This is a genomic window from Neisseria uirgultaei, from assembly GCF_962719845.1.
In the GTDB taxonomy this organism is placed as follows: Bacteria; Pseudomonadota; Gammaproteobacteria; order Burkholderiales; family Neisseriaceae; genus Neisseria; species Neisseria bergeri.
The window spans coordinates 1-13,579 of record NZ_CAUIYF010000008.1; the positions used below are offsets into that span (position 1 = coordinate 1).

General features: G+C 52.3%; 12 protein-coding genes and 2 tRNA genes. 10 read left to right on the forward strand and 4 right to left on the reverse strand.

Features of this window, described 5'->3' with window-relative positions; genetic code table 11:
- Positions 1-236: 236 nt before the first annotated feature.
- Positions 237-1,763: a sodium/proline symporter PutP gene (gene putP / locus Q9J32_RS06335; protein ID WP_301883288.1), complete on the reverse strand. Its 1,527-nt coding sequence runs from the start codon at positions 1,761-1,763 to the stop codon at positions 237-239.
- Positions 1,764-2,244: 481 nt separating this feature from the next.
- On the opposite strand from putP, the gene Q9J32_RS06340 reads away from it, so the two are divergent.
- The 5 genes from Q9J32_RS06340 (at position 2,245) to Q9J32_RS06360 (ending at position 6,543) form a co-directional block, all read left to right on the forward strand.
- Entirely contained in the window at positions 2,245-2,565 is a 321-nt protein-coding gene (locus tag Q9J32_RS06340; RefSeq protein WP_301883285.1) for an accessory factor UbiK family protein, read from the forward strand.
- A 13-nt stretch (positions 2,566-2,578) separates the two neighbouring features.
- On the forward strand, positions 2,579-4,075 hold the full coding sequence (locus Q9J32_RS06345; protein ID WP_118820216.1) for a YifB family Mg chelatase-like AAA ATPase: 1,497 nt from the start codon (positions 2,579-2,581) through the stop codon (positions 4,073-4,075).
- A 103-nt stretch (positions 4,076-4,178) separates the two neighbouring features.
- Complete coding sequence (ftsN, locus tag Q9J32_RS06350; protein WP_192883300.1) at positions 4,179-5,042, forward strand: cell division protein FtsN; 864 nt, start codon at positions 4,179-4,181, stop codon at positions 5,040-5,042.
- 2 nt (positions 5,043-5,044) lie between these two features.
- Positions 5,045-5,683, forward strand: a complete 639-nt coding sequence (locus Q9J32_RS06355) for a thiol:disulfide interchange protein DsbA/DsbL (RefSeq protein ID WP_301883280.1) — start codon at positions 5,045-5,047, stop codon at positions 5,681-5,683.
- A gap of 38 nt (positions 5,684-5,721) precedes the next feature.
- A complete protein-coding gene (locus tag Q9J32_RS06360) occupies positions 5,722-6,543 on the forward strand; it encodes an undecaprenyl-diphosphate phosphatase (RefSeq protein ID WP_301883278.1) in 822 nt (273 codons plus the stop codon).
- 185 nt (positions 6,544-6,728) lie between these two features.
- Here the strand turns inward: Q9J32_RS06360 and Q9J32_RS06365 are convergent.
- From Q9J32_RS06365 to Q9J32_RS06375, 3 genes are all read right to left on the reverse strand, one after another.
- Positions 6,729-6,804: transfer RNA gene (locus tag Q9J32_RS06365), tRNA-Ala, on the reverse strand.
- A gap of 7 nt (positions 6,805-6,811) precedes the next feature.
- Positions 6,812-6,888, reverse strand: a tRNA-Met gene (locus Q9J32_RS06370).
- A 131-nt stretch (positions 6,889-7,019) separates the two neighbouring features.
- On the reverse strand, positions 7,020-8,237 hold the full coding sequence (locus tag Q9J32_RS06375; RefSeq protein WP_301883277.1) for a class I SAM-dependent methyltransferase: 1,218 nt from the start codon (positions 8,235-8,237) through the stop codon (positions 7,020-7,022).
- A gap of 278 nt (positions 8,238-8,515) precedes the next feature.
- On the opposite strand from Q9J32_RS06375, the gene mraZ reads away from it, so the two are divergent.
- Genes mraZ through Q9J32_RS06400 form a run of 5 tightly spaced genes read left to right on the forward strand, consistent with a single transcriptional unit; the run spans position 8,516 to position 13,528 of the window.
- On the forward strand, positions 8,516-8,971 hold the full coding sequence (mraZ, locus tag Q9J32_RS06380; protein WP_002222027.1) for a division/cell wall cluster transcriptional repressor MraZ: 456 nt from the start codon (positions 8,516-8,518) through the stop codon (positions 8,969-8,971).
- Positions 8,968-9,927 (forward strand): 16S rRNA (cytosine(1402)-N(4))-methyltransferase RsmH, encoded by a 960-nt coding sequence (rsmH, locus tag Q9J32_RS06385; RefSeq protein WP_301883276.1) that lies wholly within the window; start codon positions 8,968-8,970, stop codon positions 9,925-9,927. Before mraZ ends, rsmH begins: the two co-directional genes overlap by 4 nt.
- A gap of 23 nt (positions 9,928-9,950) precedes the next feature.
- A complete protein-coding gene (gene ftsL, locus Q9J32_RS06390) occupies positions 9,951-10,214 on the forward strand; it encodes a cell division protein FtsL (protein WP_082300428.1) in 264 nt (87 codons plus the stop codon).
- A gap of 60 nt (positions 10,215-10,274) precedes the next feature.
- Positions 10,275-12,023 carry a peptidoglycan D,D-transpeptidase PBP2 gene (penA, locus tag Q9J32_RS06395; protein ID WP_301883274.1) on the forward strand — a complete coding sequence of 583 codons (1,749 nt, stop codon included), beginning with the start codon at positions 10,275-10,277 and terminating at the stop codon, positions 12,021-12,023.
- Positions 12,024-12,049: 26 nt separating this feature from the next.
- Positions 12,050-13,528: a UDP-N-acetylmuramoyl-L-alanyl-D-glutamate--2,6-diaminopimelate ligase gene (locus tag Q9J32_RS06400; RefSeq protein ID WP_301883272.1), complete on the forward strand. Its 1,479-nt coding sequence runs from the start codon at positions 12,050-12,052 to the stop codon at positions 13,526-13,528.
- Positions 13,529-13,579: the final 51 nt, after the last annotated feature.

Consider the following 13,579-nt stretch of genomic DNA (forward strand, 5'->3'; position numbering starts at 1 on the left):
TTTTGGGGGGGGGGGGGGCAGACGGCATCGGTGCGGCCTGAATACGGTAATATCGTAATAAATCCGCAGATGAAATACAAGGCTTCAAATGCGGGCAGGGTAGGTGCTTCCGTTTCTTTGAAAATGAAACGGGTAAAACACAAATAAGGCCTGTATGCAGGCAAGGTTTATTTGTGTTTGACCTGGAAACGGGTTCAGACGGCACGAACCGGGATGCCGTGCCGTCTGAAAGGGGTTTATCGGGCGGCGCGGTAATCTGCGTCGGCTTTTTCAAAGCGTTCTTGGATTTCGCGCGAAGGTTCTTTGTTGAACAGGGAAACCAACACGGCAACGATCAAGCAAACAATAAAGCCCGGCACGATTTCGTACATGGTCAACAGACCGCTTTCACCTGCCGCTTGAGCCGGTTTTTTCACCCATTCCGCCCACACAACAACGGTTAACGCACCTGCAACCATACCCGACAACGCGCCGTAGGCAGTGATGCGTTTCCACAATACGGACAGAATCACAATCGGACCGAACGCCGCACCGAAACCTGCCCACGCGTAGGAAACCAGTCCCAATACTTTGCTGTTCGGATCGGAAGCAATCAGGATGGAAATCACGGCAATCGCCAAGACCATCAGCCGGCCGACCCATACCAATTCCGACTGTTGCGCGTTTTTACGCAAAAAGCCTTTGTAGAAGTCTTCGGTAATCGCGCTGGAACAAACCAGAAGCTGGCATGACAGTGTGGACATCACGGCGGCAAGAATCGCGCTCAGGATGATGCCCGCAATCCAAGGGTTGAACAGCAAAGTAGAAAGCGCGATGAAGATGCGTTCGTGGTTGCCCTTCATTGAAGCGACTTGGTCGGGATTGGCACCGAAATACGCAATGCCGAAATAACCGACCGCTACCGCGCCCGCAAGGCACAACGCCATCCAAGTCATACCGATGCGGCGTGCGGATACCAGCGATTTCGCGCTTTCGGCGGCCATAAAGCGCGCCAGGATGTGCGGTTGGCCGAAATAGCCTAAGCCCCATGCGGCGGTAGAAATGATGCCGATGACGGTCGTACCGGCAAACAGGCTGCCGTATTCTTTGCCTGTGCCTGCGGCGACGCTTTGAATCGCGGCAGACATCTGTTCCGCGCCGCCCAAGCCCAGATAGACCATCACCGGCGTTAAAATCAGGGCGAAAATCATCAAAGATGCCTGCAGCGTATCCGTCCAGCTTACCGCCAAGAAGCCGCCCAAGAAGGTATAGGCGATGGTCGCACCCGCGCCCAGCCACATTGCCTGATTGTAAGTCATACCTTCAAACAGGCTTTGGAACAGGGTTGCGCCCGCCACAATGCCCGAGGCGCAATAAATCGTGAAGAAGAACAGGATAATCAATGCGGAAACCACTTTCATCAAGTGTCCGCCCGCGCCGAAGCGGTGGAAGAAATAATCCGGCAGCGTCAGCGCATTGTTGGCGTATTCGGTATGCACGCGCAGGCGGCCCGCCACCAAGAGCCAGTTGAAATACGCGCCGACCAAGAGGCCGATGGCAATCCAGGCTTCGTTCAAACCGCTCAGGTAAATCGCGCCCGGCAGCCCCATCAAAAGCCAGCCGGACATATCGGACGCGCCCGCCGACATCGCCGTAACGAACGGACCCAAGCTGCGGCCGCCCAAAATATAATCGTCGAAATTGCGCGTGGAAAAATAAGCGGCAAGCCCGATGAGAAGGACTGCAACCAGATAGATTGCAAAAGTGATGTACATGGGATTCATGTGCTATTCCTCGTCTAAAACTTCAGAATTACAGGCTTTGAAATTGCAAGCAACTTGCGCCTGAAATGTTTTTCTAATAAAAGTACAACGGAAAATCCGGACACCCGAAAGGGGATTTGGATAAATTATCTTCAATCACAATAAGATATGTAATGAAATCACATGAAATTGTAAATAATTTGGTTCAGCATAACCCAAATTCTTTTGTTTGCAAAGCACTTGCCGTCGAAAAAAGGCGGAGAAAAGCAGATTGTTAACATAAAATCTATCTAAAACAAGATATTATTTTGTAGTTGTTTGTAATTGAAAAGGGGTGGTGTTGTGAAACCGGCTTTCCGCCTGCTTATGTTTTGAAGTGTAGTTTAGCAACGGAAGTGGGGGCGGAACATTTTGTGCAGATGGCCGGCCGCCCGTTTTCAGACGGCATTTTTCCTTATACAATAGCCGCTTGAATTTGATATGTTCAGGAAGGATACAGATTATGTTCGGCAAGCAGCTTTTTGAAGAAGTCGGCTCGAAAATCAGCGAAACCATCGCCAACAGCCCTGCCAAAGATGTGGAAAAAAATATTAAGGCGATGCTGGGCGGCGCGTTCAACCGTATGGATTTGGTTACGCGCGAAGAATTCGACATCCAGCAGCAGGTTTTGATTAAAACCCGTACCAAACTGGCGGCTTTGGAAGAGCGACTGGCGAAACTCGAAGCCGCGCAAAATCCCGAACGGGCAGCATTGGAAGCGGCTGAAGCCGCTGCCGAAGAAGCCGTCGCCGAAATCAGGCAGCAAACCGCGGCCGGCGAATAAGGCCGTCTGAAATATGTCGCTTGCCTTGGTTTACAGCCGCGCCTTGAGCGGTATGAATGCGCCGTTGGTCGAAGTGGAAGCCCACCTTGCCAACGGCCTGCCGCATTTCAACATCGTCGGACTGCCCGATACGGAAGTAAAGGAAAGCCGCGACCGCGTCCGCGCCGCCATTATCCAAAGCGGTTTCGAGTTCCCGGCCAAAAAAATCACCGTCAACCTCGCCCCCGCCGACCTGCCCAAAGAATCAGGGCGTTTCGACCTGCCGATTGCAATCGGCATCCTTGCCGCATCGGGGCAGGTTGCACCCGAAAAGCTGGCGGAATACGAGTTTGCGGGGGAATTGGCACTGTCGGGGCTGTTGCGCCCCGTGCGCGGCGCGTTGGCGATGGCGTGGCAGGGTATGCAGGCAAAACGTGCATTTGTTTTGCCTGAAGAAAACGCAGGACAAGCCGCCGTGATGCGCGGCATTACCGTTTACGGCGCGCGCTCTTTGGGCGAAGTCGCCGCTCATTTGAACGGTATCGAACCTTTGGCGCAAACCGAATACCAAGTTCCTCAGATGCCGTCTGAAAACGCCAAACTGCCAGATCTCATTGATGTCAAGGGTCAACATACCGCCCGCCTCGCTTTGGAAATTGCCGCCGCAGGCGGACACAGCCTGTTGATGATGGGCCCGCCGGGAACGGGCAAATCCATGCTTTCCCAACGGCTGCCCGGCATCCTGCCGCCTTTGACCGAAGACGAATTGGTCGAAGTGTGGGCATTGCGTTCGCTCCTGCCCAACCATCAACAGCAGCTCGACAACCACCGCCCCTTCCGCAGCCCGCACCACAGCGCGAGTTCGGCGGCTATGGTCGGCGGCGGTTCTGATCCGCGTCCGGGCGAAATTTCATTGGCGCACCACGGCGTATTGTTTTTGGACGAATTGCCCGAGTTCGACCGCAAAGTTTTGGAAGTGTTGCGCGAACCTTTGGAAAACGGCGAAATCCACATTTCCCGCGCAGCCCGCCAAGCCGTCTATCCTGCCAAATTCCAACTCGTCGCCGCCATGAACCCTTGTCCGTGCGGTTATCTCGGGCATCCTGTCAAACCCTGCCGCTGCACGCCCGAAAGCGTCGTGCGTTACCGCAGCAAGATTTCCGGCCCGTTGCTCGACCGCATCGATTTGACCATCGAAGTTCCGAGCCTGTCCGCCGCCGAACTGATGCAGCAGGAAGCAGGGGAAAGCAGCGCCGTCGTGTTGGCGCGCGTGATCGCCGCCCGCGACAAACAATACGCGCGGCAAGGCAAAGTGAATGCCGCCTTGAGCGTCAGTGAACTCGACACGTCCGCCCGCATCCAAAAAGAAGCGCAGGAAGCCTTGGGCAGCCTGTTGGAAAAACTCTCCCTCTCCGCCCGCAGCTTCCACCGCATCATGCGCGTGGCGCGTACGTTGGCGGATTTGGCAGGCGACGAAGAAGTCGGCAGAAGCCATGTTATGAAAGCCGTGGGCTTCCGTCGTGCTTTGTGAAAGGGTGTCGGGTCAGATTTTGCTCAAATATGGCAATATTGTTAGAATATCTGCCCGTACGCAAACGGTGTCAATGCCGTCTGAAATACATTAAGGTATGTTTATGAACAAATTTTCTCAATCCGGAAAAGGTCTGTCCGGTTTCTTCTTCGGTCTGATACTGGCAACAGTCATTATTGCCGGTATTTTGTTTTATCTGAACCAGAGCGGTCAAAATGCGTTCAAAATCCCGGCTCCGTCGAAGCAGTCTGCAGAAACGGAAATCCTGAAACCGAAAAACCAGCCTAAGGAAGACATCCGATCTGAACCGACCGATCAAAACGCCTTGTCCGAACCGGATGCTGCGAAAGAGTCAGAGCAGTCGGATGCGGAAAAAACTGCCGACAAGCAGCCCGTTGCCGACAAAGCCGACGAGGTTGAGGAAAAGGCGGGCGAGCCGGAGCGGGAAAAGTCGGACGGGCAGGCAGTGCGTAAGAAAGCACTGACGGAAGAACGTGAACAAACCGTCGGGGAAAAAGCGCAGAAGAAAGATGCCGAAACGGTTAAAAAACAAGCGGTAAAACCGTCTAAAGAAACAGAGAAAAAAGCTTCAAAAGAAGAGAAAAAGGCGGCGAAGGAAAAAGTTGCACCCAAACCGACCCCTGAACAAATCCTCAACAGCGGCAGCATCGAAAAAGCGCGCAGTGCCGCCGCCAAAGAAGTGCAGAAAATGAAAACGTCCGACAAGGCGGAAACAACGCATTATCTGCAAATGGGCGCGTATGCCGACCGCCGGAGCGCGGAAGGGCAGCGTGCCAAACTGGCAATCTTGGGCATATCTTCCAAGGTGGTCGGCTATCAGGCAGGAAGTAAAACGCTTTACCGCGTGCAAAGCGGCAATATGTCTGCCGATGCGGTGAAAAAAATGCAGGACGAGTTGAAAAAGCACGGGGTCGCCAGCCTGATCCGTGCGATTGAAGGCAAATAATTATGAAGCTCAAACATCTGTTGCCGCTGCTGCTTTCGGCAGTGTTGTCCGCACAGGCATATGCCCTGACGGAAGGGGAAGACTATCTTGTGTTGGATAAACCCATTCCTCAAGAACAGTCGGGCAAAATTGAGGTTTTGGAATTTTTCGGCTATTTCTGCGTACATTGCCATCATTTCGATCCTTTGTTGTTGAAATTGGGCAAGGCATTGCCGTCTGATGCCTATTTAAGGACGGAGCACGTGGTCTGGCGACCTGAAATGCTCGGATTGGCCAGAATGGCAGCAGCCGTCAATTTGTCAGGTTTGAAATATCAGGCAAACCCTGCTGTGTTTAAAGCAGTTTACGAACAAAAAATCCGCTTGGAAAACAGGGCGGTTGCCGAAAAATGGGCTTTGTCCCAAAAAGGCTTTGACGGCAAAAAACTGATGCGCGCCTATGATTCCCCCGAAGCTGCCGCCGCCGCATTAAAAATGCAGAAACTGACGGAACAATACGGTATTGACAGCACGCCGACCGTTATTGTCGGCGGAAAATACCGCGTCATCTTCAATAACGGCTTTGACGGCGGCGTTCATACGATTAAAGAATTGGTTGCCAAAGTCAGGGAAGAACGCAAGCGTCAGACCCCTGCTGTATAGAAATAGCCGAACTCCCGTATCCGAAAGAAGCACAAGCAATGGATTTTCTGATTGTCCTGAAAGCCCTGATGATGGGCTTGGTAGAAGGTTTTACCGAATTTTTACCGATTTCCAGCACCGGACATTTGATTGTGTTCGGCAATCTGATTGATTTTCACAGCAATCACAAGGTTTTTGTAATTGCCATCCAGCTCGGTGCGGTTTTGGCGGTAGTGTTTGAATACCGGCAGCGTTTCAGCAATGTGTTGCACGGCTTGGGAAAAGACCGGAAAGCCAACCGCTTCGTCCTCAATCTTGCCATTGCTTTTATACCTGCCGCCGTGATGGGGCTGTTGTTCGGCAAACAGATTAAAGAACATCTGTTCAATCCTTTGAGTGTGGCGGTCATGCTGGTTTTGGGCGGTTTTTTTATTTTGTGGGTGGAGAAACGCCAAAGCCGGGCAGAGCCTAAAATTGCCGATGTCGATGCATTGCGTCCGATTGATGCGTTGATGATCGGCGTTGCCCAAGTGTTTGCACTGGTTCCGGGTACGTCCCGTTCGGGCAGTACGATTATGGGCGGGATGCTTTGGGGAATCGAGCGGAAAACGGCAACGGAGTTTTCATTTTTCTTGGCCGTTCCGATGATGGTTGCAGCAACGGCTTATGATGTCCTGAAACATTACCGATTTTTCACCCTGCATGATGTCGGTTTGATTCTGATAGGCTTTATTGCCGCTTTTGTTTCCGGTTTGGTGGCTGTAAAAGCATTGCTGAAGTTTGTTTCCAAGAAAAACTATATCCCGTTTGCCTATTACCGTATTGTTTTCGGTATTGCCATCATTATATTGTGGCTGTCGGGCTGGATAAGTTGGGAATGAAACCGTAAACCCGGCCTGAAGACATTATTCGGGTCGGGTTTGTCTGGCGGACTGATAAAATCAGGACGGGCGGGGCAATAGGTTTAAAGTCGATTGTCTGTTTTGAAGGCAGTGGTTTGTTCTTTGTTTTCCGGCAATCAGGCAATAAAAAAGCACATACCTTTTACGGTCTGTGCTTTTTTATCTGGTGGAGGTAAGCGGGATCGAACCGCTGACCTCTTGCATGCCATGCAAGCGCTCTACCAACTGAGCTATACCCCCGAAAATCTGGTGGCGAATCAGGGACTCGAACCCCGGACACAAGGATTATGATTCCTCTGCTCTAACCGACTGAGCTAATTCGCCGTTTCGTGAAGTCGCTATTATATGTTTTTTTGTTTTTTTGACAAGCCGTATTTTTTAATTTTGAATTAGTTTCCTGTTTTTAAATGTTAAAAAGTTTATGCCGTCTGAAGCGGATTCAGACGGCATGAGGGTTAGAGTTTGTGGCAGATGTCGCCGAAACAAAATCCTGTCCAATCAGTGCCGATATTTTTTCCGAATGCGATGACTTTAAACAGTTCGCCCATTTCGTGCTGGTCAATCAGTTTCTGAACGGCAGCGGCTTCACGGATGTAGGCGGGCGAGTCTGTTTTTCCCACTTGTGCCAACAGTTCGGTTATGCCCAGATTCAGCAGAAAATGGGACTGGGGCAGATAGCCTGTCAAATCCAGTCCTTCATCCGTACCGGCTTGGGCGATGTCGGTAAAGTTGACGTGGGCGGTCAGGTCGGCCAACCCGATGAAGTCGAAAGGATTGTGGATAACGTGATGCCGGTAGTGTCCGATCAATGTGCCTTGACTGCGTTGGGGATGGTAATACTGCGCCGCATCAAAACCGTAGTCGATGAATATCATACCTCCGCGTTCAAGCTTTGAGGCAAGGGTGCGGATAAAGGCATATTGTTGCGGGTGCAGTTCGCTGGTGTAGGGAGAATCCGTTTGAGGGAAATAAAGGGAAGCAGAGGCGGAAAGCGACGGGTCGTGCAAGGGTCTTGCAGAATAGGCGAAACGGCCGTTATCCGTGCAAACGCCGATGTGCTCGAATAATCCGCCTTCATTTTTACGGACGATTTCGACAGGCATGGCATCGAGCACTTCGTTGCCGATGATGATGCCGTCAAACGCTTCGGGAAGTGCGGTCAAGTGGACAACTTTTTGAGATGCTTCCGGTGCGCGGGTCTGAATCAGGTTTTTCTGACGCGCGGCCAGCTCCGGCGATATTTCAATAATATAGTAACAGTCGATGCCGTCTGAAATGCTGCCCAACAGATCGGCGGCAAGCTGTCCGGTTCCCGCGCCGAATTCATAGATATTGCCTGCCGTTTGGGGTAGGAGTTCTTGAAGTTGGCGTGCCAGTGTCTGTGCAAACAGAGGGGTGAGGGTCGGTGCGGTAATAAAATCCCCGTTATTGCCGATTTTATGGTTGCCGCCGGTGTAGTAGCCGTATTGCGGAGCGTATAAAACCAATTCCATAAAACGTGAAAATGGAATCCAATTGCCGTGTTTGCCGATTTCTTCGGCAATGAGGGTTTGCAGCTTGAGCGAGGATTGCCGTGCTTCGGGGGAGGGGAGGGGGAGGGGCATGATAAATGTTATCTTGTGTAAATTTATTGGATTTCCCGACATATTACACGTTGGTATAGATGCTGTCATGGCTTTATTTTAATGCTATATATTGCTTTTTATTTAAAATAAATAGCATATATGGTAATTATTTGCCTTTATTACTATGCCTTGCGGTTGGCTGCCTGCAATTGGATTTTTCTATTTTGTTGTTTTTAAAGGAATTTAAAAAACTTGATATATTAATGAAATTTTCCGTCCGTATTTGACCGAGTGTTTAAAATTTCTTATAGTGTCGATTGGTGGGGAATTGTGGGGCAAAGTGTCTCTTTTACCCTTGTGATTTTGATTTCGGCTTGGGACATGTCATGTTCGGCGGCGCACACGAATTAAGCATCGACAGTAAAGGGCGGTTGGCTGTTCCTGCCAAATTCCGCGACATTCTGTCGCGCCTCTATACGCCTGCCGTAGTGGTAACGCTCGAGTCGAAACATAAGCTGTTGATGTACCCTGTTGCGGAGTGGGAAAAGGTTGCGGCGCAACTTTTAAACTTAAAAGTGGCGGATAACCCTGTTTTGCGGCGGTTTCAAAATCTTTTGCTGCATAACGCGGAAATTTTGGAATGGGACAGCGCCGGCAGGGTGCTGGTTCCTGCTGGACTGAGGAAAAGGGTGGATTTCGACCGTGAAGTCGTTTTGGTCGGCCGTGCCAACCGTTTGGAGCTTTGGGGTCGCGAGCAGTGGGAGGCTGAGATGGTTCAGGCTTTGGATGACGATCCTGACGAACTTGCCTTCCAGTTGAGTCAGACGGATTTGCAATTGTGAGTGGAGCAGAAAGTTACCGGCATATCACGGTCTTGCTGAATGAGGCGGTGGATGCGCTTGCCGTGCGCGAAGACGGTATCTATGTGGACGGTACGTTCGGCAGGGGAGGGCATTCCCGGCTGATTTTGTCGCGTTTGGGCGATGCGGGGCGGCTGATTGTTTTCGACAAAGACCCGCAGGCGATTGCTGTGGCAGAAGAGCTGGCGTGTTCGGACAAACGGGTCGGTGTCGTGCATGGCGGTTTTGCTTCGTTTCAGACGGCATTGGACGGTTTGGGTATCGGCAAGGTGGACGGTGCGCTGTTTGATTTGGGGATTTCGTCTCCGCAAATCGATGACGGCAGCCGCGGTTTCAGCTTCCGTTTCGATGCCCCTTTGGATATGCGTATGGATACGACGCGCGGTATGTCTGCCGCAGAGTGGATAGCGGTTGCGTCGGAACAGGATTTGCACGAGGTAATCAAGAATTATGGTGAAGAGCGGTTTAGCCGCCAAATTGCGCGCGCCATTGTTGCGCAACGGGCGGAAAGTCCAATCGATACAACCCGCAAGCTGGCGCAGATCGTGGCACAAAACGTCCGTACTCGCGAGCGGGGGCAGGATCCTGCGACGCGCACCTTCCAGGCGGTCCGCATCTTTATTAACCGCGAGCTTGAAGAAGTAGGGGCGGTATTGCCGCAGGTCATGTGCCGTCTGAAAGAGGGCGGGCGTTTGGCGGTCATTGCTTTCCATTCGTTGGAAGACCGCATTGTGAAGCAGTTTGTCAAAAAATATTCGCAACACGCGCCCCTGCCGCGCTGGGCGGCGGTCAGGGAAGCGGATTTGCCCGAGCCGCCCCTGAAAATCGTGGGCAGGGCATTAAAGCCGGGTGAGGCGGAAATTGCCGCCAATCCGAGGGCGAGAAGTGCGGTTTTGCGTGTGGCGGAGCGGACTGCCGGTCCGATACCGGAACAATAACAGAGAAAAACGTCTGAACGGCAATGAACAAATTGAATTTCCTTCTGCTGCTTGCGGTGTGCGTTTCCGCTTTTTCCGTTGTGATGCAGCAAAACCAGTACAGGCTCAACTTCACAGCTTTGGACAAGGCGAAAAAACAGGAAATCGCCTTGGAACAGAACTATGCGCAACTGAGGCTCGAACAGGCGCGTTTGGCGAACCACGAAGCGATCAGGGCGGCGGCAGAAAAACAAAACCTCCATCCGCCGGTTTCGGGCAATACCTTTATGGTGGAACATCAAAGATAGAAGCAGCCTGTGTGCCGGAATCGGATTCCTGCGTCAGGATAATAATAACGAGAAGTAAAAATGTTGATTAAGAGCGAATATAAGCCCCGGATGCTGCCCAAAGAAGAGCAGGTCAAAAAGCCGATGACCAGTAACGGACGGATCAGCTTCGTCCTGATGGCAATGGCGGTCTTGTTTGCCGGTCTGATTGCCCGCGGACTGTATCTGCAGACGGTAACGTATAACTTTTTGAAAGAACAGGGCGACAACCGGATTGTGCGGACTCAAACATTGCCGGCTACACGCGGTACGGTTTCGGACCGGAACGGTGCGGTTTTGGCGTTGAGCGCGCCGACGGAGTCCCTGTTTGCCGTGCCTAAAGATATGAAGGAAATGCCGTCTGCCGCCCAATTGGAACGTCTGTCCGAGCTTGTCGATGTGCCGGTTGATGTTTTGAGGAACAAACTCGAACAGAAAGGCAAGTCGTTTATTTGGATCAAGCGGCAGCTCGATCCCAAGGTTGCCGAAGAAGTCAAAGCCTTGGGTTTGGAACACTTTGTATTTGAAAAAGAATTAAAACGCCATTACCCGATGGGCAACCTGTTTGCACACGTCATCGGATTTACCGATATTGACGGCAAAGGTCAGGAAGGTTTGGAACTTTCGCTTGAAGACAGCCTGCATGGCGAAGACGGCGCGGAAGTCGTTTTGCGGGACCGGCAGGGCAATATTGTGGACAGCTTGGACTCCCCGCGCAATAAAGCACCGCAAAACGGCAAAGACATCATCCTTTCCCTCGATCAGAGGATTCAGACCTTGGCTTATGAAGAGTTGAACAAGGCGGTCGAATACCATCAGGCAAAAGCCGGAACGGTGGTGGTTTTGGATGCCCGCACGGGGGAAATCCTAGCCTTGGCCAATACGCCCGCCTACGATCCCAACAGGCCCGGCCATGCAGACAGCGAACAGCGGCGCAACCGTGCCGTAACCGATATGATCGAACCCGGTTCGGCAATCAAACCGTTCGTGATTGCGAAGGCATTGGATGCGGGCAAAACCGACTTGAACGAACGGCTGAATACGCAGCCTTATAAAATCGGACCGTCTCCCGTGCGCGATACCCATGTTTATCCTTCTTTGGATGTGCGCGGTATCATGCAGAAATCTTCCAATGTCGGTACAAGCAAACTGTCTGCACGATTCAGTTCGAAAGAAATGTATGATTTGTATCATGAGTTGGGCATCGGTGTGCGTATGCATTCCGGTTTTCCGGGAGAAAGTGCGGGCGCGTTGCGCAATTGGCAAAAATGGCGGCCTATCGAACAGGCAACCATGTCTTTCGGTTACGGTCTGCAGTTGAGCCTGCTGCAATTGGCACGGGCCTATACCGTGTTGACACATGACGGTGTTTTGTTGCCGGTCAGCTTTGAGAAGCAGGCGGTTGCGCCGCAAGGCAAACGTATATTTAAAACATCGACCGCACGTCAGGTGCGTGAGTTGATGGTTTCTGTAACCGAACCAGGTGGTACAGGTACTGCCGGGGCGGTAGATGGTTTCGACGTCGGCGCAAAAACCGGTACGGCGCGTAAACTGGTCAATGGCCGCTATGTGGACAACAAACACGTCGGTACGTTTATCGGTTTTGCTCCGGCTAAAAATCCACGCGTGATTGTGGCCGTTACCATCGACGAGCCGACTGCCAACGGCTATTACGGCGGCGTGGTTGCCGGTCCCGTATTCAAAGAAGTCATGAGCGGAAGCTTGAACATCTTGGGCGTTTCCCCGACCAAGCCTTTGAGTAATACCGCTACTGTCAAAGTACCGTCATAATCCAAACAATCAAAGAGATATTGTTTATGTTCAGCAAGTTAACCCCCTTGGCTGAAACCAACTTTCCGCCTCTGCTGTGTGAAAACGCAGCAGGGCGTTTGTTGCATTCAGACAGCCGCCAAATCAAACAAGGCGATATTTTCATTGCCTGTTCGGGCGAATATGCCGACGGCCGCAGTTATATCCCCGCCGCCGTTGCCAACGGCGCGGCTTTTGTTTTTTGGGATGACGACGGTAAATTCGCGTGGAATCCCGAATGGAAAGTCCCCAATCAAGGGATTAAGGATTTGAAACACCGTGCCGGCATGTTGGCGGCGCAAGTTTACGGCAACGTTTCAGACGGCCTCAAAGTCTGGGGCGTAACCGGCACCAACGGCAAAACCTCCATCACACAATGGCTGGCACAAGCCGCCGATTTGTTGGGCGAAAAAACCGCCATTATCGGCACGGTCGGCAACGGCTTTTGGGGTGCATTGGAAGAAACCACGCACACCACCCCCGCCCCCGTCGATGTCCAAACCCTGCTCTACCGTTTCCGCCGGCAAGGTGCAACAGCCGCCGCGATGGAAGTCTCCAGCCACGGTCTTGACCAATCGCGCGTCAACGGCGTGCCGTTTTGCAGCGCAATCTTCACCAATCTCACCCGAGACCACCTCGACTACCACGGCACGATGGAAGCTTATGGCGCTATCAAGTCGCGCCTGTTTTACTGGCATGGCTTGAAACACGCCGTTATCAACGTGGATGACGGATACGGCGCGGAACTCGTATGCCGTCTGAAAAAAGACTGTCCCGATTTAGCCGTTTACAGTTACGGCTTCAGCGAACGCGCCGACATCCGCATTACCGATTTCACCGCCTCTTCAGACGGCATGGAAGCCGTATTCCAAACCCCGTGGGGTGAAGGTCGCTGTCGTACACGCCTGCTCGGACGGTTCAACGCGCAAAACCTCGCCGCCTGCATCGCCTTGCTGTGTGCCAACGGTTATCCGCTGGATAAGGTATTGGATGTGCTGGCAAAAATCCGTCCCGCCTCAGGCCGCATGGACTGCATCATGAACAGCGGCAAGCCCTTGGTTGTTGTCGATTACGCCCACACGCCCGACGCATTGGAAAAAGCACTTGCCACCTTGCAGGAAATCAAACCGCAGGGCGCGGCTTTGTGGTGCGTATTCGGCTGCGGCGGCAACCGCGACCGAGGCAAACGCCCGCTGATGGGCGCGGCAGCCGTACAGGGTGCGGATAAAGTCGTCGTTACCAGCGACAACCCGCGCTTGGAAAATCCGCAAGACATCATCAACGACATCCTGCCTGCCGTACCCGCGCCCGAATGCGTCGAAGCCGACCGCGCCGCCGCCATCCGTTACGCAGTCGAACGCGCCGCCGCAAACGACATCATTCTGATTGCCGGTAAAGGACACGAAAATTATCAGGATGTACAAGGCGTGAAGCACCATTTTTCCGATTTCGAAATCGCAGAAAAAGCATTGGCAGAACTGGGATAGGCCATATCAAAAATGTTCAGGCGGTCTTAATTAAAACCATCTGAAAAAATA